Here is a 26039-nt window from a genome sequence, read left to right as displayed (position 1 = left end):
AACTCCGCGGACGGAGGGCTGTCCTCGTTTCCATGAAACGTGGGCAGCCCTGTTTTCTGTGCCCGCCGGCGGTCTTTCCGGCCACGAGCGCGCGTCGGCCCTGCGTGCGTAGGCCCTGTTCAGGCAATGGCCACGGCGCCAATCTGCCGCATGAGGCTCAGGTTGTCCGTGGTGCCCCAGTGCTCGGCCACCTTGCCTTCCTCGACACGGATGATGTCCGTGCAATCGAATTCGACGCTCTTGCCCGTTGCCGGGATGCCGGCCAGTTCGCCACGATGCGTTCCTGTGAGAATCACATGGCATACCTCCAGGTTTCCGGCAGCCACCTTGGGCTCGATCTCCTTAACCTTGATGTCCGGGAAAGCCGTCCGCATTGTGTTCACGAAGTACTTGACGCCGTCCTTGCCGGGCGGCTGCCCGGGGAGGCCCTCTTCGTGATCCACATAGCTGTCCGCAGCCAGCTCATCAATGAGGGCGAGGTTTCCGCTCTCAATGACGTCCTTGTAAAACCGCTCAATCAATCCAACACCTTCAGACATTTCCGACTCCTTGTAGGCGAGAGACCGAATCCAGATCCCCCCAGACCATTCCCCAGGAGGCTCTCCTTTTCTGGCGCCTCGGCAGGCAGAAACTGCCCGCGCGGAGCGTCGAGAATTGCTGTGGAGATTCCAGTGGAGATTGGGCGAAACGCCTCGTTAAGGCAGAAGATATTCCGGGGTTCCGAGGGTGTCAAGATGCCCTGATTACCAGCGGTCCCGGCCCAGCCGCGACACGACAAAACCCCATGACGGCTAGGGGCCCTTCCGCGCGGAAGGGCCCCTAGCTGTCGCTTAATTCGGTGCTGCCTACTTCGGTACCGCGCCGATCTGTTGCATGAGGGTCATGGTGTCCGTGGCTCCCCAGTGCTCGACGACTTTGCCGTCTTCAATGCGGATGATGTCAACGCCGCTGAATTCGACGCTGCGACCGCTGGCCGCGACGCCCATCAGTTCTCCCTGATGCGTTCCGGTCAGGACCACGTATTGCGCCTCCAGATTGCCATCGATCAGCACGGGCTCGGTGGTCTTGGCCCTGAGATCAGGGAATGCCGCCCGCATCGTATTGACGAAGAACGCGACCCCGTCCTTGGCGGGCGATTGTCCTGGCATGGGATCGTGATCGACAAAGTCATCACTCACCAGTTCATCGATGAGGGACAGGTTTCCGTCCCCAATCACCTCTGTGTAAAACCGTTTGATCAATCCAGTCCCGTCAGCCATTTCCGACTCCTTAAAAGTGGATGAGACCGCAGCCCAAGTTTCCCACTCCGGCCAGGGCACATCAACGGCTCGCGCATCCGCGGCCAGCTCCGCCGCCGGCTGCCCGCAGGACCTCAGGCCCGCCGCTCCCGCCACGCCAGCGACACCATGAACACCACCGCACCCAGCCCCAGCATCACGAATACCATCAGACCCCAGTTCGCCTGAGTTACCCCGCTGCCGTAGAAGATGCCGATCAGCACGGTGGCCGTGATCGCGCCCAAGTAGCGGCAGGTCTGGAAGATCCCGGCGGCCACCCCGCGTTCCTCCGGCCGGGTGGAAACGTACATGCCCTGGCTCGACGAAATGGCGACCACGCAATACGGCACACCCAGCAATGCGGTCAGCGCGAGCACCAGCGGGACGGCGAGGGACACCGTCAGCAGCCACATCGCCGCCGACGCGACGAGGAGAAGCACGACGCCGGCGATCAGCACCCGCCGCACGCCGAACATGTCGATCGCGCGGACCGCGAACGGCGTCCCGACCACGGAAATCGCGGCGAGCGGCAGCATGAGGATGCCCACGACGCCGGGATCGTATCCGCCGGCGGTCTGCAGCAGCTGCGGCAGGCCGAAGAACGCGAAGTAGTAGACGCCGTTGAACAGCGCGAAGCCCAGGTAGACCAGCAGCAGCGGCCGGTTGCGGCCCAGCAGCCGCAGATCCAGGAAGGGCGGGCTGAACCGCAGCTCCCGCCACGCGAACAGCGCCGCGAGGACCAGCCCTCCGCCAAGCAGCCACCACCGGTAGGCGGGCAGCACATTCAGCAGCGCCATCATCACCAGCACCAGGGCCCCGATGAAGGCCCCGATGCCGGGCAGGTCCGAGTCCCGCACCAGTTCCGACACCCGGCCGCGCTCCCGGGCACCGTCCGCCGGGGCAAAGCGCCGGACCACGAGGATTGCCAGCAGCGAGAGCGGAACGTTGACCAGGAACAGCGCCTGCCACCCCACCAGGGACACCAGCAGGCCGCCCACCACGGGCCCGACGGCAGCCGCCGAGGTATTCGCCATCTGGATCCGGCCCAGCGGCCGCGTGGACTTCACGTTCGCCTCCCGGGCCAGCGCCGCGACCATGACGACGGCGCTCGGGTAGGCGGTCGCAGTGCCGAGGGCCATGAAGGCCCGCGCCACGCACAGCAGCGCGAAGTTCGGGGCAAAGGGAGCGAGCGCGCAGGTCACGGCCACCAGGGCCATGCCCAGCAGGAACAGCCGCCGCGGGCCGAAGCGGTCCGCGAGCCGGCCCATGAGCGGCTGGCCAGCCGCGGAGGTGAGGTAGAACGCGGTGATCACCCAGGTGACCGTGGCGACGTCGAGCCCGAAGTCCTCGCGCAGCACCACGAGGGCGACGGCGATCATCGAGGAATTCAGCGGGTTCAGCGACGTGCCGAGACTGAGTCCGGCGACGGCGAGGCCCGCCCGGGGAGAGTTGCTCACGGCAACAGTCTGTCTTACGGCGGACCATAGCCGCCAACTGCAGGACGCTGGTGGCGGGACGGCGATGGGCGCCGTGAGGTCCCTCCAAGGACGTCAGGCCGGCGGTTGCGGGCCGTCGAAAGTACGCGAAATACAGAACCTAGTTACCTGCTCCAAGTACTGCCTCCGCGGACATGTGAGTACTCGGTGCAGGTGTGCCCACGTAGTTCCTCGTATTGCCTTACCTGAATTTGGGTACTGCCTACTCGTGTTGGGGAGTGATCCCGTTCATAGGCTCGCAGTTGTCAGGTTATTGGAAAATATCGCGGGGAATAACGGGCCCCGCGGTGCATTGGGGATGATCGGTCTCATTTCTCGATGACGTTCAGCTTCGTTGTCATAAGGGTTTCACTCCACGCGGCAAGAGAAATAGTCAAACCGCGTCCAGGGAAACTCCTGCCGATATCAAATGAAGCTCACCAATTCGAACCGTTTGCGATAAGGAACTAAAATGCGAGTTATCGTCACTGGGGGTGCCGGTTTCCTAGGGTCCCATTTGTGTGAAGCGCTACTGAAATCTGGAACCACGGTTGTTTGCGTCGATGATCTTTCGACCGGAAGACTCAGTAACGTCGACCAGTTCCAGGACAATCCCCTGTTCACCTTTATCAATGCGGACGTCAGCACGGGAATAGACATTGACGGTCCCGTGGACGCCGTCGCCCACCTGGCCAGCCCGGCCTCACCGCCCGATTACCACCGGCTACCGCTGGAGACACTCGCAGTGGGAAGCCGTGGAACGGAACATGCCTTGCGGCTGGCCCTGAAAAAAGACGCGCGCTTTGTGCTGGCGTCAACTTCCGAAGTGTACGGCGATCCGGCCGTGCACCCGCAAACGGAAGAATACTGGGGGAACGTCAACTCCATCGGCCCGCGCAGCGTATACGACGAAGCAAAACGCTTCGCTGAGGCCATCTCCATGGCATATGCGCGCAGCTGCGGCGTAAACGTTGGCATTGTTCGGATCTTCAACACCTTCGGACCGCGCATGCGCCCCGGCGACGGCCGGGTGGTGTCCAGCTTCATCACACAGGCGCTCAACGGTGCACCGTTGACTATCTACGGAGACGGCACCCAAACGCGCAGTTTCTGCTACGTGGATGACCTGGTCCGCGGAATCGTGGCCATGCTCCAGAGCGACGAACCCGGCCCCATTAATCTTGGAAATCCCGCGGAACATACTGTTCTGGAACTGGCGGAAATGATCCTGGAGATTACCGGATCCAAGTCTTTCATCGAATTTCACCGGCTGCCCGTTGACGATCCCACCCGCCGTCAGCCGGACATCAGCCGCGCGGGAACACGGCTTGGCTGGACGCCGCAGGTGCCCACCAGCGTCGGCTTGCGCCGCACGGTCTCTTTCTTCCAATCGCAGCCGCTCGAGGTGCGTGCCGCCGCCGAGACAGTGGCCGGCGCCCAGTTTGAAGGCGCCCGATCCACATCCGTCATCCATTCCGAGGCGCTGGCCAAAACAGCCTGAGCTAGCCGTTCGCGGGCCTCCCCTTTCTATTCACAAGCTGAGTACCCCCTGCCACAAGGAGCTTCACTATGCGCATTACCGTCATTGGAACGGGATACCTGGGTGCGGTACACGCCGCCGGAATGGCTTCGTTCGGTCACGATGTGATGGGCGTGGACGTTGACGCCGCCAAGATCGACCAACTCTCCCGCGGCCTCACGCCCTTCTTTGAACCGGGTCTGCAGGACTTGCTGCGGGAGAACATCGCCGCGGGAAGACTGAAGTTTTCGACGTCCCTGGAGGAGGCCGCCGGCTTTGGCGACGTTCACTTCATCTGCGTCGGAACCCCGCAGTCCCCCAACTCCACAGCCGCAGACATGAGGTTCGTCGACGCCGTCGTGCAAGGGCTTGCTCCCCATCTGAAAAAGCCGTGTCTGCTCGTCGGAAAGTCCACGGTGCCGGTGGGAACGGCAGCCAGATTGTCCGAGATGGCCGCTCGGTTGGCGCCCTCAGGGACTCAGGTAAACGTTGCCTGGAACCCGGAGTTCCTCCGGGAGGGGTTCGCCGTCGAAGACACCTTGCACCCGGATCGGCTGGTCATCGGCGTGACCTCCGCCGACGACGAATCAATCCTTCGCGACGTGTACGCACCCGTGCTGGCGGCGGGGACGCCCTTCATCAGCACGGATCTGGCCACTGCTGAACTGGTCAAGGTCTCGGCCAACGCCTTCCTCGCAACCAAGATCTCCTTCATCAACGCCATTGCAGACATCTGTGAGGCCGCCGGCGCTGACATCATGCCCCTGGCGGCGGCCTTGGGTCACGATTCCCGGATCGGCAGCCGGTTCCTCGCCCCGGGAGTCGGCTTCGGCGGCGGTTGCCTGCCCAAGGATATCCGTGCCTTCATGGCCCGCGCAGAGGAGTTGGGCGTGGGCGAGAGCCTCGATTTCCTCAAGAGCGTAGACCGGATCAACGTCAGCCGTCCGGCGAGCGCCGTCGATCTGGCCCGGGACATGCTCGGCGGATCGCTCATGAACAGGCGCGTCGCGGTACTGGGTGCCGCCTTCAAACCCAACAGCGACGACGTCCGTGATTCCCAGGCGCTGAAGGTCGCCAAAGCCCTGCAAGCCCAGGGGGCCCACGTCCGCGTTCACGACCCGGAAGCGGTGGACAACGCCCGTGCCGTCTATCCGACGCTGAACTACACCCACGAAGCTGACAAAGCCTTCGAAGGAGCCGAACTCACGGTCCACCTCACCGAGTGGTCCCAGTACCGGCAGCTGGACCCAACCCGCCTCTTGGGCCTGGTCACCTCGCCCCGCATCCTCGACGCCAGAAACACCCTGGACATCGACCATTGGCGTTCGGCCGGATGGACAGTCCGGGCCATGGGCCGGCCGTCCCGCTGACGCGCACCGGACGCCCCCACGACAATCCCACTTCACCGAACAAGGAGAATCATCATGCGAATACTCGTAACAGGCGGAGCCGGTTTCATCGGCTCGCACGTTGTGGAACTGCTCGTCTCGCAGGGACACGAAGTGGTCGTGTTCGACAAACTCGTCAAGCAAGTGCACGGAGACAAGGGGCCGCAGTTCGTTCCGGCGAACGTCCGGTTCATTCAGGCGGATATGTTTGACCGCCCACGCCTCATCGAGGCACTTCAAGGCGTGGATCAGATCGTGCATCTGGCGGCGGAAGTCGGCGTCGGGCAGTCCATGTACGAAATTTCGCGCTACGTGCAGGCAAATACCGGCGGTACAGCTGTCCTGCTGGACGTCCTGGCCAACGAACCCCATCAGGTTTCGAAAATTGTTGTCGCTTCCTCGATGTCTATCTACGGCGAGGGATCCTACATGTGCAGCGAACATGGTCTGCAGGCCCCGCGGTTGCGGACCGAAGAGCAGTTGCGCGCCCACGACTGGGAGCTCAGGTGCACCGGCTGCAACCGTGAACTGACGCCCGTCCCGACCGCCGAAACCAAGCCCCTGTTTCCGACGTCGGTCTACGCAATTTCCAAGATGGACCAGGAGTTGCTGTGCCTGGCGGTCGGCCCGGCGTACGGCATCGATGTCACGGCCGTACGGTATTTCAACGCCTACGGCCCCAGGCAGGCACTCTCGAACCCCTACACCGGCGTAGCCGCCATCTTCAGTGGCCGCCTCCTCAACGGGCAACGGCCGCTGGTAAATGAAGACGGCCTGCAGATGAGGGATTTCATCCATGTGGCCGACGTCGCCCGGGCAACCGTCGCGGCGTTGACCGCCCCACGTGCCAGCGGCAAGGCCATCAACATCGGTATCGGTGATCCGATCAGCATCCTGGAAGTGGCGGAGCTTCTGGCCGAGGCACTGGGAGTCGACATAAAACCCGAGCTGACCGGACAGTTCCGTTCCGGCGACATCCGGCACTGCTGGGCCGATCCCTCGGAAGCCAGGGAACTGCTGGATTTTGAGCCCCTGTACCGTTTCCGCACCCAGGGCGTGAAGGAGCTCGTCGACTGGGTGCGGGACCAGACGGCGGTCGACAAGCAGGATGAAGCAGTCGCTGAACTGCGACGTCGCGGATTGAGCGTCTGATGCACGGGGTGATGCTCACGATTTTCGCCGTCGTGCAGGTTCTGTTCCTGTTCAGCCTGCTGGTCACTCTCTGGTTCCTTGCCCAGAAGGTCAACCTGATTTCGCCGCGCAGCAAGGCCGGCGGAACGGGGTCAAAACCGCCCATCATCATGTTCTACCCCGTGCTGAACGAGCTCGAAGAGACGATGCGGACCACCTTCACCGGAATGTCCCGCGCGCCGTATCCGCGGAATCTGTTGAGGGTGGTTGCCATTCCCAATCACGACGACGTCGCCACCATTGCGTCGCTGCGGCGGCTTCAAAAGGAATTCCCTTTCCTGGAGATCCAGGCCGTCCCGCCGACCAGCGACCACAGTTGGCGGGCGGTCTTCTCCTCCTGGGACAACAACCCCAAGGCCTACTGGTGGCATGCCGGCAAGCGGACCGGGGAAACCGCCCTACCACCCAAGAAAACCAGGCAGCTGATTTGGGCCATGTACAACGTTGCCGGGAACCACCCGGACGCACTGCTGTCCTACATCGACGCCGACAGCATCGTTCCCGTTGACTACTTCGAGACCGCGGCGCAAGGAATCAAAGACTACGACGTCATCCAGTTCACGAATATCACCGGCAACCTGACGAGTTCCTGGGCTTCAGCGTTCTTCGCCATGGATCACATCGCCTGGGATTCAACGCTGTACAAGCACATGACGGCCGATGGACACCATCCCTACTACGTGCTCGGCAAGGGGCTGTTCTTCCGGGTTGCAGATCTGCTGGAAGTGGGTGGCTTCCATCCGTGGCTGACCATCGAGGACCCCGAGATTGGGATGCGGATGTGGACGAACGGCTACCGCCTGGGCGTTGTCGAATCCCCGCTGGTCGAGGAAGTCCCGGCCACGTTCCGGCAAGGCATCACTCAGAGGAAACGGTGGATGGCCGGGTTCTTCCAGTCCCTCGGAGGACCGCTGGTCCAGATGGGCATGCCCCTCAGCAAGCGGATCCGGGCCCGGCTGAACTTCGTCCCCTGCCTTTCGCTGGCGCTGAACCCCATTGGCTTGGTGATCGGAGTTTGGGCAATCGTCGGCGCGTTCACGTCGGCAAATCCCTTCATCGACGGGCCATTGATGGTTCTGTCCCTGACGAACATTGTTTTGGCGGTCTTGGTAATCAGCTACGGACAATTCCGGGCCTGGAAGATGACCGGGCCCGTCCTGCCGGAGAAGCGGGACCGCCTGCGATACCTGCTGCGGGTGAACCCCCTGTTCCTGATGGTGTTCTGGCTGTGGTGGTCCATTCCCCTCGCAATCGGGTTCTCCATGTTCCTCCGCGACACCGGATTGGTTTGGGAGCGCACCGAGAAGACTGACGCCAACCACGGACTACTCCGAGGTGGCGGCAGCAGCCCTCAGGAGTCCGCGGCCCTGAACGCTGTCGGGTCGGTGCCGTCGATGAGCTCCGCCGGGGTGAGGGGGCCGGCGAAGTAGCTCAGCCCCCAGCTCCGCAAGTCGGTATTCCCGGGCGGCACCGATTGGGTGCCGCCCAGGACCACATTGTCCTCATAGGTGGACACCGCGTCAGTGCTGGAGGGAGTGTTCAACGGGCAGATAACGTTGCCCACGAACCGGACGGAGCCGTCCACCGTTCCATTCATCTCGGCACCTCCTGAAATGGCAGGGCTCCTGGTGCGCATGTTTCCGACGGCCGTGTTCCTCACGACCTCCGTGTTGACGGTTCCGAACGCGTGCACAGCCCTCCCGCCACAGCCACTGATGATGTTGTTTTCGACGAGGATCGGTTTCCGGTATCCATACGTTTTTTCGATCAGGTCCAGGGAAATACCGTTGCCGTCGGTGACATAGTCAAAGCCACCACGCCGGAATTCGACCAGGCATTCAACGTCAAAAATGTAGTTTCCGACCATGCGATAGCCGTATCCGCCAGGCAGCAGCTCCCCTTGGGTGAGGTCCTGGGCGGCGTAGATGCTGATCCCGGACGTGTTCTCCGGACTGTGCCGTGACGTTCCGTGAATCTTGTTGTAGCTGATATCCACCAGATCGTGGGAGCCGCCGGCGTCGAAGCAATTGATTCCGCCCCCGGGAAAGTCGTGAACGTGGTTGTTCCACAGGACAACATGGTGGCTTCCCCCGTGAACGGAGATCCCAGAACAGTTGGTATTCGCATTGTTTTGGTCACCAGCGACCTCGAAGCCATAAAGCCCAACATAGGAAGAGCCGGTGATGTTGAGGAAGTTGTCCGTAGGCGGAGGGACGGAGATGACAGCGTGCGCCTGATCATCGCGGGCCATGATGCCTAGCCAGGCGTCTGGCGAGCCATGGAACCCAGATACTTCCGTGTAACCATATACGCCGGAGCCAACCAGGATCAGGTCACCGGGGCTGGCATGGTGCACGGCGGTGTTGATCTCCCGGAACGGGGCCCGCTCCGTTCCGGGGTTGCCGTCAGACCCCTGCCCCGACACATGGAGAGTACGTGTGCCGCAGCGGACGAGCTCGAGGAATTTCTCCGCCGTGGCCATCCCAGGTCCGTGCGCGGCACCGACTCGTCCGGCCAACGAGTGCAGACGCGATTGCCGCGACAGCCCATCCAACTGGTTCTTCACCACGATGCCTCCGACGGAAGCCGCGACGGCCCCACCCGCTACGGAAAAGAACGTCCGTCGCGTCACCATGCAGCCTGCCGGGCGGATAGGACAGGGCCCTTGGATGATCGGTACCACGTCATGATCGCCCCATTTCCCAGGAATGCACCGGCCACGGCAGCGCCAACTTCGGATTCTTCGAAGTATAGCTTTCGGCTCACGCCGGGTTCACGCTGTCACTCGCCGGCGGTCGCCGGCGTCAGAGCACCTTGGACAGGAATGCCTTGGTCCGGTCGTGCTGCGGATCGCTCAGGATCTGGCGGGGAGCTCCGGCCTCCACCACCACTCCTTCATCCATGAACACCAAGGTGTCCGCCACTTCGCGGGCGAACCCCATCTCGTGCGTCACCACGATCATGGTCATGCCGCTCTTGGCCAGTTCCTTCATGACGTCCAGCACTTCCCCCACCAGCTCCGGGTCCAGGGCGCTTGTGGGCTCATCGAAGAGCATCAGCTTGGGATCCATTGCCAGGGCACGGGCAATGGCCACCCGCTGCTGCTGGCCGCCCGAAAGGTGGGCCGGATAGGCATCACCCTTATCTCCCAGCCCCACACGCTCTAGGAGTTCCTTGGCCCGGGCAGTGGCTTTGGTCTTAGAAAGACCTTTCACCCGCATGGGAGCAAGGGTGATGTTCTCCACCGCGGTCAGGTGCGGAAACAGGTTGAATCGTTGGAAGACCATCCCGATTTCCTGGCGTTGGAAAGCCGCTTCCTTGAGCTTGAGTTCGTAGAGCTTTTCGCCTTTTTGACGGTAGCCGACCAGCTGTCCGTCGACCGAAAGCCGGCCGCCATCAACGCGTTCCAGGTGGTTGATACACCGCAGGAACGTCGACTTACCCGAACCGCTGGGCCCCACAATGCAAAGAACCTCCCCGGTGTCGACCTCCAGGCTGATCCCGCGCAAGACCCTGTTGGTGCCGAAATTCTTGGAAACCTTCTCCGCAAGCACCATTGGCACGTCCGTCATCCTCTTCCTCCAAAGTCTGTGCCGAGCGGTGCACCCGGGGCGCCGGGCCCCGCAGTGGGTGGTGCCTCCGGTGCCGCCGGTTCCTTGCCCGTCTTGACCCGCCCGGTTCCCCGGGAGAACCGCTTTTCAATGAAGTGCTGTCCCACCATCAGGACGGAGGTGAAGAGCAGGTACCAAAGGGAAGCCACAATCAGCAGCGGCACAGGAGTGAACGTCACCGCGGAAATACCGCGGGACACGCCGTAAAGGTCAACGCTCAACGGAATCGCGGCCACCAGGGAGGTGGTCTTGAGCATCGAAATCACTTCGTTGCCGGTAGGCGGAATGATGATCTTCATGGCCTGCGGCACCACGACGTACCGCATGGTCTGCCCCCAGGACATGGCCAGCGCCGTCGACGCTTCCTCCTGGCCCTCGTCCACTGACAGCAGGCCTGCACGCACGATTTCAGACATGTAGGCGGCTTCATTCAGGGCCAGCCCGATCACGGCGGTGATAAACAGGTTTGTGAAGATCTCGTTCGGGACGGTGACCCACGGCGTCGTGAATGGAATACCCAGTGTAAACACCGGATAGATCAGGGACACGATGCCCCAGAACACGAGCTGCACATAAACGGGAGTTCCCCGGAAAATCCAGATGTACAGCCAGGCGATGCTCTTCAGCACCGGGTTCGGCGAGAGGCGCATGATGGCCAGCAGCAGGCCGATGACGATAGCGCCGATCATCGAGTAGATGGTCAGCCACAACGTCACCCACGCAGCCTGGCTGATCCGGCGGTCGAAGATGTACTTGCCGACGTCGGGCCAGCCGTAGTCTGCACGTTGCGCGGCGTCCAACACAAAGACCGCCAGCCCAAGCAGCAGCACCACGGCAATCAGAATCCGCCACGGGTGCCGCAGCGGGATCGCCACGATCGCCTCCGGCGGCGCGTTGTCCGCGTCCCGTCCCCTGCCGGCCCGCGGCGTCCTGCCCGGTTCCGCCTCAATCATCCGGTCGGATTCCGGCTCGCTCATGTGCTATCACCCTTTGGCTGCCACGTTGAGGTCCGCCGTCTTGACTCCGCCGGCTTCCACGCCCCACTTGGACAGGATCTTGTTGTAGGTACCATCGTCGATCAGCGCCTGGAGGGCCTTCTGGAGGACCGGCGTAAATTCACTGCCCTTGGCCACGGGGATCCCGTACGGCGCCACTTCGAAGGCGTCGCCGGCGGTCTGCAGCTTGTCGTTGGTCTTGGAGATGGCATAGAGAGTCACGGGCGAATCGGCGCTCATGGCATCGACCTGTCCGACCACAAGGGCGTTGGTCGCCTGGTCCTGCGCGTCGTACTTGAAGATGGTGATGGCCGGTTTGCCGGCGTCGGTGCAGGCCTTCGATTTTGCGGGCACTTCGTGAGTGTCCTCATAGGTGGTTGCCTGGACAGCGACTTTGAGCCCGCACGCGTTATTGGGGTCCACGGTCTTGCCCTTCGGCGAAGCCCACTGGATGCCGGCGGAGTAGTAGTTCACGAAATCCACCTGCTTTTCGCGTTCCAGGGTGTCCGTGAAGGAGGACATGCCCATGTCATCCTTTCCGGCCTTCACCGCCGGAAGAATGTTGTCGAAGGTGCCGATATCGAAATTGACCTTCAAGCCCATAACCTGACCCAAGGCGTTGGTAAGGTCCACTGACCAGCCTGCCGGCGCACCGTTATCGTCCTTGAACTCGTTGGGCGGGTAGTTGTTAGCCATGCCGACATTGAGCACGCCGGCACTCTTGATTTTCTCCGGAAGCGACGCGGCAATCGAGTCATTCTTTTTCACGTCGATGGCGTCGGCGGTTCCGGACGCCCCGCCAGTGGCGGCCGGTTCGCTGTTGTTGACGCAGCCGGAAAGCGAGAGCGCCGTGGCTATGGTGAGGACGGGGAGTAGGTATCGGGTGCGCATGGTTTCCTTAGCTGTTCAGGGATCCTCTAGGCTCCCGCAACGCTGCGGGAGGGCACTGCATGGCTGCTTGTTCAGAACTCATCAAATCGTGTTGCCCGACGCTGTATTTTCAAGGATTTCTCCAGAGCGACGGATGTCCCGCAGAATTTCCCCGCCTCGTGCTTTCAACTCGGAAATGCTGGAAACGCCTACCAACGTCATCGTACGCCGCAGTTCGTCCCCGAAGATCTCAATGATGCGCCCGACGCCCGGCGATCCGGCCGCCACCAACCCGTACAGGTAGGCCCTGCCGATCGAGCAGGCGTCGGCACCCAACGCCAACGCTTTGAGGATGTCGCTGCCCCGGCGGATGCCGGAGTCCACGTAGATCTCGATCGAGTCGCCCACCCGCTGCCGCGATTCCTGGAGGACATCCATGGGGCTCAGCATGTGGTCGAGTTGGCGTCCGCCATGGTTGCTCAGCTGGACGGCGTCCAAGCCAATACGGGAGGCCTTTGCCACGTCGGCAGGGTTGACGCAGCCCTTGAGCACGATCTTGCCGTGCCAAGCCTGACGCAAGGCTTCCAGTTCCTTCCATCCGCTCGTCGCATCCGAGTGGCCAAGAATGTGCTGCCACATGGACGGGGTGACCACGGAGGTGGCTGCGGCACTGCGCGGATCCAGATTGGGAAAACTGATTCCGTCCGACTTCAGGAAATTGATCCACCACGAGGGACGGCGGGCGATGTCCGCGATGGTTGAAAGCGTTAGAGCGGGGGGCGCGGTGAAGCCGTTGTGGAGGTCCCTCTCCCTCGAACCCAGAGCTCGTGTATCGACTCCGATAATCAGGGTGGTGAATCCGGCGGCCTCGCAACGGGCAAGTTTGTCCTTCAGCGCCTGGGCGTCGGAGGTGAGCCCAAAGTTGAACCAGCGGTCAAGGGTCGGGTGGTGCTCTGTGATCGTTTCCATGGCCACGGTGCTCAGTCCGGCCAGCCCGTAGGGGATGCGGGCCCGGTTGGCGGCAGCCGCGACGGCGAGCTCGCCCTCAGGGTGGAACAGCCGGGTGGCCCCGGTGGGGGTCAACGTGAGCGGCAGCGCGCTTTCTTTTCCGAGCAGGGTGGTCGTCGTGTCGGGTCCGGACACCGGGCCCCAGCTGGGCATGAGGGCCCACGCGTCGAAGACGGCTCGATTGCGGCGGAGCGTCACTTCGTCTTCCGATCCGCCGTCGAGGTAGTCGAAAATCCCTGCCGGCAGGACCTTGCGCGCCGATTGCCGGTATTCCTCGACATTGAAAGCGTTGGCCAGCACCCGGCGTCGGCGGGATATCACCGGGGCTTTGACCTGGATGAGCTGCTTGGCTTCGCTGATTTTCAATGACGGCCTTCCGTTTTGCTGTCCTACGTTATGGTTCAGCGTAGGAAATGAAACTCCGCACCACTATGGAGTTATCGACAAATTGAGGGGGCCGTCATTAGTAGCGAATGCCAAACAGATGCGGTGTCCCCGTGACGACGCCGGCGGTGGAAAGGCACGCGCTGCCTACGCTGGCCGACGTCGCCCGCTCGGCGGGTTCGGAAATTGTCAGCCTCGTGGAAATGCCGTCCGATGACCGGCAAATCGTTGCCGGCTCTGTTCTCTATGACTCGACGGCCCGGCCTACCAAGTTTCCGGGTGCGGTTGCCCTGGCCATCGGGTTGTCCCTTACCGGGAAACGTCTGGGCGCGAAAGTTCGGGAGCTAAGCGACGCCGGCTACGTGGCGATCGTTTACAAATCCAACGGCACCTCGGACGAAGTGTTGCGGGCAGCGGCCCGGGACAACGGGATGGCACTTTTCCGGGCCTCCGACTCGGTGCCGTGGAACCAGCTCGCGGAGATCATGGATGCCGCCGTCATCCCGCACCGGCAATCTGGACGGACCCTGGTGGACATCCGCCCCGGGGACCTGTTCGACCTCGCCAACACGGTGGCGGCCCAAGCCGGCGGTGCCATCGCGATCGCCGATCCCGAGCAGACGATCCTGGCGTATTCGACCCTCCCGGACCAACCCATTGACGAGACGCGCAGGAGTTCCATCCTGAGTCTGCAGGTACCGCATTCCGTGGAAACGGATAACGACTACCGTCGGGTCCATGCCGCCACAGACGCCCTGGACGTGGTGACGCAGGATCCCCTGCTCCGGCGCACGGCCATCGCGATCCGGGCCGGCGGCTCCGTTCTGGGCTCGCTCTGGCTCCTTGAACTGGCGAACCACCACAACGAGGACGCCGACCGGATCCTGCGGGAGGCCGCCAACGTGGCCGCGCTCCACATCCTGCACAAACGGACCACCTACGTCTCGAACCTCACGCGCCAGATAGACCTGGTCCAGCCGCTGCTGTTCGATCCGAAACGCGCCGAGCTGGCGGCCATCAGGCTCGGGATCTCGGCGCCGTCGATCCGTGTTGCGGCCCTGGGCGTCTGGCCGTCCGATGCCATCGCGGCCGAAACGCTGCAGTCCCGCCTCCGGCTCTTCGATACCATCCGGACCGCCTGCGCCATCCGGCTGCCCTCGGCTATCTGCGGGCTCTCGGACAACATCGTTTACATCGTCCTGCCGCAAACCACCGAATCTTCGCGACAATTCCAACGCAACGCGATACTGAAAATCGTGCAGAATGCGCGCCGGCTTCTCTCGCGCCCGGTCCTGGCGGCGCTGGGCGGCTCAGCGACGATCGACCGTTTGGAGGAGTCCAGGGTCAACGCGGAACTGGTCCTGTCCGAGCTTGTACGCAACGTCGCGGAAGGGCGCATAGCCGCCGATTCCGATGACATCGTGGCCGACGACGACTCCCTCGGCTCGCGTCTGCAGCTGCGCCAGGTCGTCTCGTCGCTGACGGCCGCCGGCCAGCTGCCCGGGGCGCATGCCCTCAGTATCGCGGCGTACGACGAACAGCATAAGAAATCGTTCGAGGAAACCATCTACGCCTACCTGAGCTGCGGCGGAAACGCGATCGACGCCGCCAAGTCGCTGGACGTGCACGTCAACACGGTCCGCTACCGCTTGTCCCGGGTGGAGCCGCTCTTCGGCATAGACCTCGACGACGCCGAAACGCGCCTGCTCGTGTGGCTGCAGTTATGGGCAAGACACAACTAGTGGCTGGCTCACACGGTTCAGGCTAGATCTGCCCGGAATCCGCGGATCCCCATCTTGCCGGGGCCTCAAAGTCTGCCTTCCGTGACGTCCGCCCGCCGGCAGCTCACGCCCGGCCGCTCACGCCTTCCGGGCGATCACATCGAATATTTGCCAGTGCTTGGGCCCGCGGAACGATTGACCGTCGTCGTCGAACACCTCAAACTTCAGGATCTTCAGTCCGGCAAAGAGCCCCCGGGCGTCGGCCTCGGTGTGGAAGTTCCACTCGGGAATGACGGCCCAGGAGTCCCGGTCCCCAAACAGGTTCACAGCAATGACGCCGTCTGGCAGAAGCGCCCCCAGCAGCATCCGCCAGACATGGCCGAAGTTCGCCGGGTGGACGAACGGCAGCGAATAGCTGGCCAGGACGAGCCCCGCCTCCGGGAGCCGCGAAAGGTCCTCGAACGGGCTGAGCTCAATCTCCAACTGTTCGGCGAGCGCGGCGGGAACGGTTGCGAGCAGCAGGTCCCGGGTGTCCGGGAGCGAATCGACGGCGAGGACCCGCCAGCCGCCGTCGAGCAGCGCCAAGGTTTCCTTGCCCGCGCCGCAGCCCAGATCAATGGCCCGGCGGCCGTTGCCCGGTCCGGCGAAGGCCATCGCGTCAAGGCACAACTGGCGCACGGAACGCGTCGACTGGGCGGCGTTGTAGTCCGTCCACACCTTGCTGTCCGCGGGGCTGTCCAACACGGTCACTCGCCTGGGGAGGCTCTGTCACTCGCCCGCGGACGCCGGCGCAGACGGCGCGGACGGCGCAGTCGGGTGCCGCCCCCATGCCAACTCACGGAGCCGGACCAGGTCCAGGGAGGGCTGGGCCGGCGGAACGCCTGGACGGTTCCGCGGAACCAGTACCCGCAGCGCGCGGGGTTCGATGCTGCATCGCACCGGCGTGCTCATCAGCAGGGCCTCCCCGTCCACACCGACGGGGATCTCGGGCACGTCGGCGTCGACCACCACCTCCGCCGCCGCGACTTGGATCAGGCCGCGCTTCGTGGCACGGCGCAGCAGGCCCACCGCTTCGCGGGTGCTGGCGGCGGAGAGCGCCACCGCGCCGAGAACGCCGCGGTCCAGCCGGGTTCGGCGGCCCAGGCCGGCCAGGTCGTTGCTGCCGTACGGACCATTGCTGACCAGCACCGCCTGGGGGCCGTCCACGGTTGAGCCGTCCATCTGGGCTCGAAGTCGCGCACCCTTAGCGCCCCTGATCAGGTCCGGAAGCATCTCCAGCACGGTACCGGCCTTGTCGTCGCGGTACTCCGGGCTCTGCACCACCTCGGCGTACACGCCGAAAGATGAGTTGTTGACGAAGGTGCGGCCGTTGATCTTGCCGAGGTCAACGTGAAGCTCCACGCCGTCCCGGAGGGCGTCCAGGCAGCCCGTCGGGTCTTCCCGGTCCAGCCCGAGGTCCAGGGCGAAATGGTTGCGGGTGCCGGCGCTGATCACCAGGAACGGAAGGTTGTGCTCGGCCGCAATGCCGGCCACCAGCGCCTGGGTCCCGTCCCCACCGGCGACGCCGAGCAGATCGGCCCCGCGCTCCACCGCCTGCCGGGCCAGCGCATCGACATCCACCTGTCCCGGACCTTCAAGAAGTGCCACCTCCGCACCGAGTTCCTCGGCCTTGCGCTGGAGATCGAACTTCACCACCTTGCCCCCGCCGGAACGCGGATTCATCACCAGGAAGGCATGCCGCCAGGTGGGAGCGGGGTACTCAGCCATGGCCTTGCCCTCGCCCCTTTCCCGGAGGGCGGCGCGGGCACAGACCACCGCAACAGCCGCCAGTCCAACCGAGAGCACCATCTCCCACAGCAGGCCCGCCCGAATGTGTAGGACCACGAGCACCAGCGGGGCCAGTACCGCGAGCGCCAACGCACACCAGCGCAGGAAACCGCGGCTGATGAGGAACCAGTAGATCGCAGCCACAGTCACCAACACGGCGCCGGCATCGATCATGACCAGCGCAATGGTGCCTGCCAAACCTGCAGCCACCAAAGGGACAGCCACCGCGAGGAGGACCGCGACGTAAGCCGCCCTCGCCCACCAGCGCCGGGTTTCCGGGACCTCCTCGATGGACGGTATGACGGTCATGTCGCGCCCCCGATCTGCGTTACCACGACGGCGGTCATCGTCCCGGCCCCTGCCGTGCGCTCCCTTTCATGCAAGGGCGCAGATGTCTGATCTCTCTGGCATCCCTGGAATTCACTTTCGGCCTCTCCTTCGTCTCGAATGGCTGCGGGCCACCCGGATTGGGCGGGCGGTTCAGGTCCTGATCTTGGCCACCGTCATCAAGATCGCAGAGTCTTCCTCGGCTTCCAGGCTGTGCAGCCCCTCCGGCACAATCAGCAGATCGCCGGTTTTGCCCTGCCAGGATTCGTTGCCGGCCCGCAGGCGCACACAGCCGCGGAGCACAAACACCGTCGCCTCCCCGGGGTTCTGGTGCTCGCTCAGCTGTGTCCCGGCCCTGAACGCCATGACGGTCTGGCGCAGAACTTTCTCGTGCCCGCCGAACACCGTGTCGGCGGCCCGTCCGCTCCCTGCAGCGAGGGCAGCCGCGACCTGCTGCCTGGCCAGGGCATCGATCGATATTTTCTGCATGGGCACACCGTACTCGCCTCAGGCCGCGCTGCCGAGGGTCCTTCGCCCCGGGCTCGGGTTACCGTTCCCGGGTCGGGGGAGCTCGGGCCGGCGGAGTGCAGCTGCAGCCCAGCACATCTGGAGCCCTAGTACGCCACGTCGAATCCGCCGAACTCTCCCGTCGCCGCCGAGAGCGATTCTTCGACGTCCTCCACCCGGCCGGGCGCCTCGGGCGAGCGCAGCCAGCGACGCAGCTCCAGCACCACGGACTGCGGCCCCTCGGCCACAATGCCCACGGAGCCGTCGTAGTTGTTCCGGACCGTGCCGCTGAGCCCAAGCTCCTCGGCCTTCCGGACCGTCCAGTACCGGAACCCGACGGCCTGCACCACACCGGACACCCGCGCGTTCAGCCGCACGGGCTCGCCGGAATCGGCCGGAAACTGCACAGGGTGTTTGTCAGTCATGCTCCCAATGTAGCGCCCGCCACCGCCCCTGGTTTGGGTCATGCGGGGTTTGGTCCCGCAGGCTAAGTCTCTTCGCCCAGACACCAAGGGACCTTTGCCCCTTTCCGGGCGGCCGACGTTCGCGAAAGGCTGTTCCAGCACTGCAACAGCTTGTCGAAGACCCGGCAACAGCACACCGAAGTGCCTTACCCTCCCGGCAGCCACCGCTGCCCGAAAGGACAAGACAATGGCTGGACAATTCGAAATCTTCACGGACGGGGAATCCAACGTCCGGTTCCGTCTCATAGTCGCCGACGGGACCGTGTTGGCCATTTCCACAGCATTCGACGACAAACGCCAGGCGGCGAACGCGATCATGGCCGTGCGCGAGTGCGCCGGCACCGGGCTGATCCGGGAGGTCCGCAGCACCCCGTGGGCCGGGCAGCGCGGCACCAGGAACACGTCGCCGGCACCGACAGCCCGCCGACACCGGCACCTGCCCGCTGTCTAGCGACGTTGGCAGCGCGCCGTGCCCGCACCGTAGCCGGCCGCCAAGAAGTGTCCGGCCGCACCTACATCGCCGGTTCCGTGCCCGTCCCCTCGGCGGCGGGACGGAGCGAGGTGATCATCTTCCGGACGTCCTGGTACTCCGCCGTGGCAGCGTAGAGCTTCGCCTTCTCCAGATACGGCAGCCCGGGGTCCCCCGGCGTCGTGTTCTTCGCCGGGTCGTAGGCCTGGCCGAACAGCGCACCGCTGGGCGGCCAGAGGAAAAGCTGGAACATCGGACACGCCAGGGGTCCGGTCTCCTCCGGCATCATGGTGATGCCGTACGACGCGTAGGTGGGCGGCGAAGCTTCCGGTGCCGCGGCATCACCGCGGCCCTCGAAGACGTAACGCGGCCCATTCTGGTCCGCCGCACCGGGTTCGGCGAGGGCCTGCATCGGCTCCGAATCGATGAGCAGGTACGGCTGCTGCTCGCTGCATTCGGCGCCCGTGACCACATTCGTGCGCAGCGCGGCCATCTGCTTCCCGGCGGCGTTCACCACGTCTACGAACTCTCCGCCCAGCGGCGCCTCCCCCGCCGGGTCCCGGATCACCCATGTGGCCGGGTAGTCGAAACTCAGCGTCCCGTCCGACGTCGTGAACGTCTTCCACCCGGACGACGACGGCGGGCCCACCGCCGCCGGTGAGGTTGCCGGCGTCGTGGTCCCCGGAGCCGTTCCCGGTGTTGTTTCCGGCGGCGTGGTTCCCTGCGCTCCCTGCGGGGAATTTCCCGACCCCGCGTTTCCCGACTCCGTGTTTCCCGACTGAGCGTCTCCCGCAGGCGGGCCGCCGGACGTTGCATCCGGCGCCGGCGCAGCGCCGGATGTCGCGGGCGGCACCACCGGCGAGCCGCAGCCGGCCACCAGCAGGGCTGCGAGGACCAGCGCCGGGCGAAACGGAGCCGGAAACACTGTGCGTCGCCGCTGCCTCACCATCAGTCCGGGCCGGCCCTACTGCCCCGCCGGGCGCAGCGAGGTGATCATTTTCCTGATGTCCTTGTATTCGGAGGTCTCCAGGTACGCCTCCGGGGTGTCGACAAAAGGCTCGTTGCCCGGGCTGGTGTCGAAGGGGTTGTAGACGCCTCCGAACGACGCTCCGCTGGGCGGCCAGGTGAAGAAATGGAAGATCGGACAGGCATCTGGCCCGGACGGCTTCGGTGCCGAGCTGATGCCGTAGGCCATGACATTGGCCTTCATGGGGTCCTTCTCTGCCGGATACAGGCGCAACTCAAAGATGAAGTGCGGCTCAACCCCTGGCTGGACCAAAGCCGGAACGGGCACCAGATCGAGCACGGAGTAGGGGATCCGCTGCGTGCATTCCGAGCCCGTGACCACGTTGGTCCGCAGCGTGGCCAGCGACTTGCCGTCCGCGGTGAGGACCTCCAGGAACACCCCGCCGGGCGCGGCCTCGGCGCCGCGGTCCTTGACAGTCCACTCGGCCGGGTGGTCGAACTCCAGCTGCCCGTCGGATGTCTTGACGGTTTTCCAGTCCTCTGCCGTCGGCGCGGGCGTGGCCGGCGTCGACGGCGCCTCCGTCGGCGGAACATCAGTTGCGCCGGGCGCGGACGTCAGCGGGGGCACAGAGGGCATCGACGGCGACGTCGGACCCGGGCCCGCGGGGCCGCCGCAGGCGCCGAGCAGTGCCGCAACCAAGAAACCGGCCGATGCTGCCGTGCCGAACGCCGAGAGTCGACGCATGTCACCCTCCCCCTGGGATTCAAGTGGTTCGACCATTGTGGAGCGTCTGGACGCCAAAGCAAGGGCCAAAAGTCCCGAGTTGGCGGCCGGAGGGTGCCATAGCCCGCCGCTGCGTGCCATGCCCGCCACCTTCTGTAGCGGCGTTCTGTAGCGGCGTGATCGGACCCACGTTGACATCCTTCCGATTTCAATTGCCCACGGAAGCTTGCTAGAGCTTAAGTAATGCAAGAGTTCCTGACACAAGCAATGCCGTTCCTGGCCATGGCCCTCGCCGTGGTTGCCGGGCTCGTCCTGTCCTGGCTGGTTCGCAAGATTGTGCTCCGGCTCAACCGCAGCAAGCCCGAACTGCGCGAGACGTCCCGCGTGGCCCGGCTGCCGTTGCGCTTGTCGCTGTGCCTGATCGCCGTCAGGATCGCGCTGGCCACAAGCACCGGGGACCTCGAATGGCGCCACGGCCTGGACCATCTGCTGCTGATTGCGCTCATTGCGTCCCTGGCCTGGCTGGCCGTCGCCATGCTGCTCATCATCGAGGCGATGGTCCTGACCCGGTACCGGGTGGATGTCGCGGACAACCGCCGCGCCCGGCGGCTGCGCACCCAGGTGATCCTGGCCCGGCGGATCGGCGTCGCACTGATCGTGGTGGTGGCCCTGGGCAGCATGATGCTGACGTTCCCCGCGATCCAGGCGCTCGGCGCAGGGCTCCTTGCCTCCGCGGGCGTGATCTCGATTGTCGCCGGCCTCGCCGCGCAGACCTCCCTGGTGAACGTCTTTGCCGGCATCCAGCTCGCCTTCACGGACGCGATCCGGGTGGACGATGTGGTGGTGGTCCAGAAGGAATGGGGCCGGATCGAGGAGATAACCCTGACCTACGTGGTGGTCCACATCTGGGACGACCGCCGGCTGATCCTGCCCTCGACGTATTTCACCACCACCCCGTTCGAGAACTGGACCCGGCGGCAGTCCGAGGTCATGGGCACCGTGGAGTTCGACCTCGACTGGCGCGCTCCTGTCGAGGCGATGCGCGGCGAGCTGAAGAAGGTCCTGGCCGAGACCCCGTTGTGGGACAAGCGGGTGGGGATCCTGCAGATCACGGACGCCACCGCCGGCTTTGTCCGGGTGCGCATCCTGGTCAGCGCCGCGGACAGCGCCTCCCTGTTCGACCTCCGCTGCCTGATCCGTGAGGAACTGGTGCTGTTCCTGCAGCAGGACCACCCGACGGCGCTCCCCCACGTGCGCCTGGAAACGCTGCCGTCGGCGGTGGGATCCGCCGCGTTCGACGCCGGGACGGAATCCAAGCGACCGGGCAAGGATGCTGCCACTGGCGAGCACCCCCGGCACGCAGACCCCCAGGACTCCCAGCTGTTCACCGGGTCCATCGAGGCGATCCAGCGCTCCAAAGCCTTCTCCGGTCCCGGCGAGGACGTCTTCGAGGACCGCGATAACGCCATCGCCTCGCAGAACTAGCCAAGTCCGGACAGCCCGGCCGGACAGCAGGAGCGGGCAGGTCTTCCCACCCCTCTCCAACTGGTCAATAATCAGACGTTGGCGGGTCAGCAACGCGCTGTCCCGATAGCCTGCAGGACCAGCTGAGGAGTCCCCCATGACGGTCGAACAAGCCCCCGCGGAAACACCAAAGGCGACTGCCCGCGACTGGTTCCAACGCGCCGTCGTCTATCAGATCTATCCGCGCAGCTTTGCCGATTCGAACGGCGATGGCATCGGCGACCTCCGCGGCATCATCAGCAAGCTGGACTACCTGCAGCGGCTGGGGGTCGACGTCGTGTGGCTCTCCCCGATCTACACCTCGCCGCAGGACGACAACGGCTACGACATCAGCGACTACCGCAATGTCGATCCGCTCTTCGGCACTCTCGAGGAGCTCCGGGAACTGACCGACGGGCTGCACGCGCGCGGCATGAAGCTGGTGATGGACCTGGTGGTCAACCACACCTCGGATGAACACCCCTGGTTCGTGGAGTCCCGGTCCTCGAAGGAGAACCCGAAGCGCGACTGGTACTGGTGGCGGCCTCCCCGGGAGGTGGACGCCCGGGCCTCCCAACGACGCGCGGCCGCCGCCGCGGAGCCGAACAACTGGGGCTCGGCGTTCTCCGGGCCCGCGTGGGAGTTCGATCAGGCCACCGGGGAGTACTACCTGCACATTTTCTCGAAGAAGCAGCCGGACCTGAATTGGGAGAATCCCGAGGTCCGCGCGGCGGTTTACGAGATGATGAACTGGTGGCTGGACCGGGGCGTGGACGGCTTCCGGATGGATGTCATCAACTTCATCTCCAAGGACATTTCGCTCCCGGACGGGCCCGTCGCGGACGGCAAGCTCTTTGGCGACGGCAGCCCGTTCTACATCGACGGCCCGCGCATGCACGAGTTCCTGCAGGAGATGCACCGGGAAGTCTTCGCCAGCCGAACTGGCGGGCTGCTCACCGTCGGCGAAATGCCCGGCGTGACCGTGGAGGACGCCGTCCTGTACACCGACCCCGCCCGGGCCGAGGTGGACATGGTGTTCCAGTTCGAGCACGTGGCGCTGGACCAGGAGGAGGGCGACAAATGGCGGCCCAAGAAGCTCCTGCTCACCGAGCTGAAGCAGACCCTGGGACGCTGGCAGGAAGGCCTGGCCGAGACCGGCTGGAACAGCCTGTACTGGGGCAACCACGACCAGGCCCGCGCCGTGTCCCGCTTCGGCGACGACGGGAAGTACCGCGAGCACTCAGCCAAGATGCTGGCCGGCATCCTGCACCTGCACCGGGGCACGCCCTACGTCTACCAGGGCGAGGGACTGGGCATGACCAACATGACGTTCGGCGCGATCAGCGATTACCGCGACATCGAGGTCCTCAACCACCACCGCGAAGCCACCACCCATCTGGGCCACACCGACGCCGAGGTCCTCGCCGCGCTCGCGCCGCTGAACCGGGACAACGCGCGGACCCCGGTCCAGTGGGACGCCTCCCGGCACGCCGGGTTTACCACCGGCGCTCCCTGGATCGCGGTGAACCCGAATGCCAACCACATCAACGCCGCCGCCCAGATGGATGATCCGGACTCGGTCTACAGCTTCTACCGCAAGGTGATAGCGCTGCGGCATGCGGAGCCGGTGGTCTCGCACGGGGACTTCACCATGCTCCTGCCCGATGACCCGCACGTCTACGCCTTCACCCGGGCCCTGGCTGGTTCCGGTTCAGCTGGTTCCCCCGGCAGCCCCGCAGACGGCACGCAGATTCTGGTTCTGGGCAACTTCTCCGGCGAAGAGCGCGACGCCCAGCTCGGGGACCAGACCTGGCATGACGCGGAGCTGGTCTTGGGCAACTACCCCTCCGACGCCGGCGCTGCCGCGCGGGACGGCGGTTCAGCCGCGAGTGCCGTGCGCAGCTCTGCCGCGGGCGCGATGCGCCTGAGGCCCTGGGAACTGCTGGTCTTGCGCCGGCGCAGCGGCGCGTGATTGCCGTATCCGGAACGCCAGCTAAGAAAGGAAGCCAGACATGACTATTCCCCCGACGCCCGAACCCGATCCGTTTCCGCCGGAACCGGGCCCCACGACGCCGCCGCCGGAACCCGGGGACCCGTTCCCGCCGGAACCTGGCCCGGTCACGCCACCACCGGTTCCGGGGCCTGAGCCGGTCCCCGGGCCCGCGCCCACACCGTCACCGGCACCGGGTCCGTTCCCGACGCCCAATCCCCTCCCGATTCCGGATCCCGGCCCGGTGCCGCCGCGGCCGGACCCGACCCGGTTCTAGCAGCCGTCAAGCAGGACCAGCGGTGGCCCGTGGCCGGCACGCTGGTAGCGGATTCGCAGGCCCGCAAGCTCGACGGTGGCCATGAGGCAATGCTAGGTCCGGCGGGCTCAGGATGCGCAAATCCGCCCGCGACGCGCAAATGACCCTGCGTCACCCGAATTCGGGTGTCGCAGGGTCATTTGCGCGTCGGCAGGATGATTGGCGGTCGGTGCCTATCGCAGGACGATGTCCCGGGTGCGGTGATCGTACTGAATGACCAGGAGGCCGCCGCCGTGGTGGACCTCGTGGTTGGGCCCGTCGAAGACGCCGAACGCACCATAGTTTTCGTCCCAGGAGCGGTTCAGGGCGATCTTGAAGGTGTAGAAGCCGGCCGGAATGTCCGCGGCGATCTTCCAGAGCTGGTCCGCCTGGTCCAGTTCCATCTGGGCTTCGTCATACTGCGGTGCCCAGTTGGCGGGCGCGCCGATCAGGACGTTGAAGTCACCGGCAACCGCGACGGCTTCCGGCTGCTCGATGGTTTCGACGCTGACGGCCGGGGCTGCCGCTGCCGCGGTTTCTGCCGTAGCTTCTGCTGACTGTGCCTTCGCAGCGGGCTTGCGCTTCCGCACCGCCTTGGCCACCGGCGCCACAACTTCCTCGACGATCTTGGCGGCCTTGCCGGCAACCTTGCCGGCTTTCGACGGCGCTTCCTCGGCCTTGGCGGCCGGCGTTGCCGCTGTCTTTGCTGCCTTCGCCGGCTTCGCCGGCTTTGCCACGGGAGCAGACGGCAGCGGGGTGCCCGCCGGAACCGGAGTGCCGGCGTCGAGCGCTGAAGCGAAGGCGGCAGGCTCGGCGAAAGCGACCGTGGCGCGCTGGCCGTCGTCGGTGATGGACCAGCCGGAGCGGCCCTTGACCAGCCAGCCGGCCTTGACCAGCTTGGCCGTGGCGGTGGTCAGCGTCTTGTGGCCGCGGGGAATGCCGCCGCTGAGAAGTTCGGACTCCTGGTCGTTGAGGGGTACCCGTGCGATTGCCTCGCCCAGTACGGCTCCGGCGTTCGGCTTCGCGCCAGTCCACGCCTCCTCTGACAGGACATCCAGCACGGCCTTGAGCCGAAGGTTGGTGTTTTCCGCGGTGTTCGCGCCCATGGGTCTCCTTTAGAAGCAATTGATCCACCTGCATTTTGCCAAGGAAATGATGGTTTTTGCGAGCGGATCCGGTTAACTCTGTGTGTCGTGACCCACTATGACAGGGCCGAGCGGAGCGCGCGAGTTACCAACTCACCGCTACCCGCGAGTAGCCTGGCGCCGGAGTACTCTTGGCCGCCATGCCCGTTTCGGCAGTGCTGGATTCGGCAGATCTGGATTCGGGGCGCCCGCGAGCGGACAATGAGCCGTATTCGTCCCTGTTCCTCAGGAGCCGTCATGCCTCGTTTCAAGGTCTGGCTGCAGCGCCACCGCCTCCCGGCGTTCTTTGTCCTGGCCTTCGCGATTTCGTGGTGCTCCTGGCCGCTCTATGCGGCAGGCCTAATGCCGCAGTTCGAGTTCCTGCCGGTCGGTCCACTCGTGGC

General features: G+C 64.8%; 23 protein-coding genes. 8 read left to right on the top strand and 15 right to left on the bottom strand.

The features are described 5' to 3' along the window. Positions 1–119: 119 nt before the first annotated feature. The 3 genes from LQV16_RS10830 to LQV16_RS10820 form a co-directional block, all read right to left on the bottom strand. The gene (locus LQV16_RS10830) at positions 120–539 is read right to left on the bottom strand and encodes an ester cyclase (RefSeq protein WP_229993894.1); all 420 of its coding nucleotides are present in this window, start codon (positions 537–539) and stop codon (positions 120–122) included. Between the two features lie 306 nt (positions 540–845). After that, positions 846–1259 carry an ester cyclase gene (locus LQV16_RS10825; protein WP_229993893.1) on the bottom strand — a complete coding sequence of 138 codons (414 nt, stop codon included), beginning with the start codon at positions 1257–1259 and terminating at the stop codon, positions 846–848. A 113-nt stretch (positions 1260–1372) separates the two neighbouring features. Then, positions 1373–2734, bottom strand: coding sequence for an MFS transporter (locus LQV16_RS10820; protein WP_229993892.1), 1362 nt, complete (start codon positions 2732–2734; stop codon positions 1373–1375). A 490-nt stretch (positions 2735–3224) separates the two neighbouring features. Here LQV16_RS10820 and LQV16_RS10815 point away from each other — a divergent pair, with 490 nt between their 5' ends. The 4 genes from LQV16_RS10815 to LQV16_RS10800 all read left to right on the top strand — a co-directional run bounded on the left by LQV16_RS10815 (position 3225) and on the right by LQV16_RS10800 (position 8280). After that, positions 3225–4253, top strand: coding sequence for a UDP-glucuronic acid decarboxylase family protein (locus LQV16_RS10815; protein WP_229993891.1), 1029 nt, complete (start codon positions 3225–3227; stop codon positions 4251–4253). A gap of 68 nt (positions 4254–4321) precedes the next feature. Continuing rightward, on the top strand, positions 4322–5641 hold the full coding sequence (locus LQV16_RS10810; protein WP_229993890.1) for a UDP-glucose/GDP-mannose dehydrogenase family protein: 1320 nt from the start codon (positions 4322–4324) through the stop codon (positions 5639–5641). A gap of 54 nt (positions 5642–5695) precedes the next feature. Further along, complete coding sequence (locus LQV16_RS10805; protein WP_229993889.1) at positions 5696–6811, top strand: NAD-dependent epimerase/dehydratase family protein; 1116 nt, start codon at positions 5696–5698, stop codon at positions 6809–6811. Positions 6812–6822: 11 nt separating this feature from the next. After that, positions 6823–8280: a glycosyltransferase family 2 protein gene (locus LQV16_RS10800; protein ID WP_229993915.1), complete on the top strand. Its 1458-nt coding sequence runs from the start codon at positions 6823–6825 to the stop codon at positions 8278–8280. Here the strand turns inward: LQV16_RS10800 and LQV16_RS10795 are convergent. The 5 genes from LQV16_RS10795 to LQV16_RS10775 all read right to left on the bottom strand — a co-directional run bounded on the left by LQV16_RS10795 (position 8202) and on the right by LQV16_RS10775 (position 13700). Further along, positions 8202–9332, bottom strand: coding sequence for a hypothetical protein (locus tag LQV16_RS10795; RefSeq protein WP_229993888.1), 1131 nt, complete (start codon positions 9330–9332; stop codon positions 8202–8204). The genes LQV16_RS10800 and LQV16_RS10795 overlap by 79 nt on opposite strands. A gap of 322 nt (positions 9333–9654) precedes the next feature. Further along, positions 9655–10422, bottom strand: a complete 768-nt coding sequence (locus LQV16_RS10790) for an amino acid ABC transporter ATP-binding protein (protein WP_290369360.1) — start codon at positions 10420–10422, stop codon at positions 9655–9657. Then, on the bottom strand, positions 10419–11438 hold the full coding sequence (locus LQV16_RS10785) for an amino acid ABC transporter permease (protein ID WP_229993887.1): 1020 nt from the start codon (positions 11436–11438) through the stop codon (positions 10419–10421). The genes LQV16_RS10790 and LQV16_RS10785 overlap by 4 nt, the downstream gene beginning before the upstream one ends. Positions 11439–11444: 6 nt before the next feature. Continuing rightward, positions 11445–12347 (bottom strand): ABC transporter substrate-binding protein, encoded by a 903-nt coding sequence (locus LQV16_RS10780; protein WP_229993886.1) that lies wholly within the window; start codon positions 12345–12347, stop codon positions 11445–11447. 81 nt (positions 12348–12428) lie between these two features. Beyond that, entirely contained in the window at positions 12429–13700 is a 1272-nt protein-coding gene (locus LQV16_RS10775) for an alpha-hydroxy acid oxidase (protein ID WP_229993885.1), read from the bottom strand. Between the two features lie 131 nt (positions 13701–13831). Between LQV16_RS10775 and LQV16_RS10770 the strand changes: the two genes are divergently transcribed. Then, a complete protein-coding gene (locus tag LQV16_RS10770; RefSeq protein WP_229993884.1) occupies positions 13832–15460 on the top strand; it encodes a helix-turn-helix domain-containing protein in 1629 nt (542 codons plus the stop codon). Positions 15461–15577: 117 nt separating this feature from the next. On the opposite strand, the gene LQV16_RS10765 is transcribed toward LQV16_RS10770, so the two are convergent. From LQV16_RS10765 to LQV16_RS10750, 4 genes are all read right to left on the bottom strand, one after another. Next, positions 15578–16189 carry a methyltransferase domain-containing protein gene (locus LQV16_RS10765; RefSeq protein WP_229993883.1) on the bottom strand — a complete coding sequence of 204 codons (612 nt, stop codon included), beginning with the start codon at positions 16187–16189 and terminating at the stop codon, positions 15578–15580. Between the two features lie 18 nt (positions 16190–16207). Beyond that, positions 16208–17575, bottom strand: coding sequence for a diacylglycerol kinase family protein (locus LQV16_RS10760; protein ID WP_229993882.1), 1368 nt, complete (start codon positions 17573–17575; stop codon positions 16208–16210). Positions 17576–17746: 171 nt separating this feature from the next. Next, the gene (locus LQV16_RS10755) at positions 17747–18082 is read right to left on the bottom strand and encodes a cupin domain-containing protein (protein WP_229993881.1); all 336 of its coding nucleotides are present in this window, start codon (positions 18080–18082) and stop codon (positions 17747–17749) included. Positions 18083–18207: 125 nt separating this feature from the next. Further along, complete coding sequence (locus LQV16_RS10750) at positions 18208–18525, bottom strand: acylphosphatase (protein ID WP_229993880.1); 318 nt, start codon at positions 18523–18525, stop codon at positions 18208–18210. A gap of 226 nt (positions 18526–18751) precedes the next feature. Between LQV16_RS10750 and LQV16_RS10745 the strand changes: the two genes are divergently transcribed. Beyond that, a complete protein-coding gene (locus LQV16_RS10745) occupies positions 18752–19015 on the top strand; it encodes a DUF1508 domain-containing protein (RefSeq protein ID WP_229993879.1) in 264 nt (87 codons plus the stop codon). A 61-nt stretch (positions 19016–19076) separates the two neighbouring features. On the opposite strand, the gene LQV16_RS10740 is transcribed toward LQV16_RS10745, so the two are convergent. Continuing rightward, positions 19077–19682, bottom strand: coding sequence for a hypothetical protein (locus LQV16_RS10740; RefSeq protein ID WP_229993878.1), 606 nt, complete (start codon positions 19680–19682; stop codon positions 19077–19079). 315 nt (positions 19683–19997) lie between these two features. Beyond that, positions 19998–20744, bottom strand: a complete 747-nt coding sequence (locus LQV16_RS10735) for a hypothetical protein (protein ID WP_229993877.1) — start codon at positions 20742–20744, stop codon at positions 19998–20000. Positions 20745–20966: 222 nt separating this feature from the next. Here LQV16_RS10735 and LQV16_RS10730 point away from each other — a divergent pair, with 222 nt between their 5' ends. Beyond that, positions 20967–22208, top strand: a complete 1242-nt coding sequence (locus tag LQV16_RS10730; RefSeq protein ID WP_229993876.1) for a mechanosensitive ion channel domain-containing protein — start codon at positions 20967–20969, stop codon at positions 22206–22208. A 136-nt stretch (positions 22209–22344) separates the two neighbouring features. Then, positions 22345–24198: an alpha-glucosidase gene (locus LQV16_RS10725; protein ID WP_229993875.1), complete on the top strand. Its 1854-nt coding sequence runs from the start codon at positions 22345–22347 to the stop codon at positions 24196–24198. Between the two features lie 507 nt (positions 24199–24705). Here LQV16_RS10725 and LQV16_RS10720 read toward each other — a convergent pair. After that, a complete protein-coding gene (locus LQV16_RS10720; protein ID WP_229993874.1) occupies positions 24706–25617 on the bottom strand; it encodes a glycosidase in 912 nt (303 codons plus the stop codon). Positions 25618–26039 lie beyond the last annotated feature (422 nt).

Origin of the sequence: Arthrobacter sp. Bi26, assembly GCF_918697925.1 — a bacterium.
Lineage (GTDB): Bacteria > Actinomycetota > Actinomycetes > Actinomycetales > Micrococcaceae > Arthrobacter.
Note: the sequence above shows the minus strand (reverse complement) of the source record. Positions and strands in the feature narration are given on the sequence as shown.

Bases quoted from the DNA above. Each gene is read 5' to 3' on its own strand.
- LQV16_RS10830 (WP_229993894.1), bottom strand. From the start codon at position 539: ATGTCTGAAGGTGTTGGATTGATTGAGCGGTTTTACAAGGACGTCATT.
- LQV16_RS10825 (WP_229993893.1), bottom strand. From the start codon at position 1,259: ATGGCTGACGGGACTGGATTGATCAAACGGTTTTACACAGAGGTGATT.
- LQV16_RS10815 (WP_229993891.1), top strand. From the start codon at position 3,225: ATGCGAGTTATCGTCACTGGGGGTGCCGGTTTCCTAGGGTCCCATTTG.
- LQV16_RS10810 (WP_229993890.1), top strand. From the start codon at position 4,322: ATGCGCATTACCGTCATTGGAACGGGATACCTGGGTGCGGTACACGCC.
- LQV16_RS10805 (WP_229993889.1), top strand. From the start codon at position 5,696: ATGCGAATACTCGTAACAGGCGGAGCCGGTTTCATCGGCTCGCACGTT.
- LQV16_RS10800 (WP_229993915.1), top strand. From the start codon at position 6,823: ATGCTCACGATTTTCGCCGTCGTGCAGGTTCTGTTCCTGTTCAGCCTG.
- LQV16_RS10795 (WP_229993888.1), bottom strand. From the start codon at position 9,332: ATGGCCACGGCGGAGAAATTCCTCGAGCTCGTCCGCTGCGGCACACGT.
- LQV16_RS10790 (WP_290369360.1), bottom strand. From the start codon at position 10,422: ATGACGGACGTGCCAATGGTGCTTGCGGAGAAGGTTTCCAAGAATTTC.
- LQV16_RS10785 (WP_229993887.1), bottom strand. From the start codon at position 11,438: ATGAGCGAGCCGGAATCCGACCGGATGATTGAGGCGGAACCGGGCAGG.
- LQV16_RS10780 (WP_229993886.1), bottom strand. From the start codon at position 12,347: ATGCGCACCCGATACCTACTCCCCGTCCTCACCATAGCCACGGCGCTC.
- LQV16_RS10760 (WP_229993882.1), bottom strand. From the start codon at position 17,575: ATGACCGTCATACCGTCCATCGAGGAGGTCCCGGAAACCCGGCGCTGG.
- LQV16_RS10755 (WP_229993881.1), bottom strand. From the start codon at position 18,082: ATGCAGAAAATATCGATCGATGCCCTGGCCAGGCAGCAGGTCGCGGCT.
- LQV16_RS10750 (WP_229993880.1), bottom strand. From the start codon at position 18,525: ATGACTGACAAACACCCTGTGCAGTTTCCGGCCGATTCCGGCGAGCCC.
- LQV16_RS10745 (WP_229993879.1), top strand. From the start codon at position 18,752: ATGGCTGGACAATTCGAAATCTTCACGGACGGGGAATCCAACGTCCGG.
- LQV16_RS10735 (WP_229993877.1), bottom strand. From the start codon at position 20,744: ATGCGTCGACTCTCGGCGTTCGGCACGGCAGCATCGGCCGGTTTCTTG.
- LQV16_RS10730 (WP_229993876.1), top strand. From the start codon at position 20,967: ATGCAAGAGTTCCTGACACAAGCAATGCCGTTCCTGGCCATGGCCCTC.
- LQV16_RS10725 (WP_229993875.1), top strand. From the start codon at position 22,345: ATGACGGTCGAACAAGCCCCCGCGGAAACACCAAAGGCGACTGCCCGC.
- LQV16_RS10720 (WP_229993874.1), bottom strand. From the start codon at position 25,617: ATGGGCGCGAACACCGCGGAAAACACCAACCTTCGGCTCAAGGCCGTG.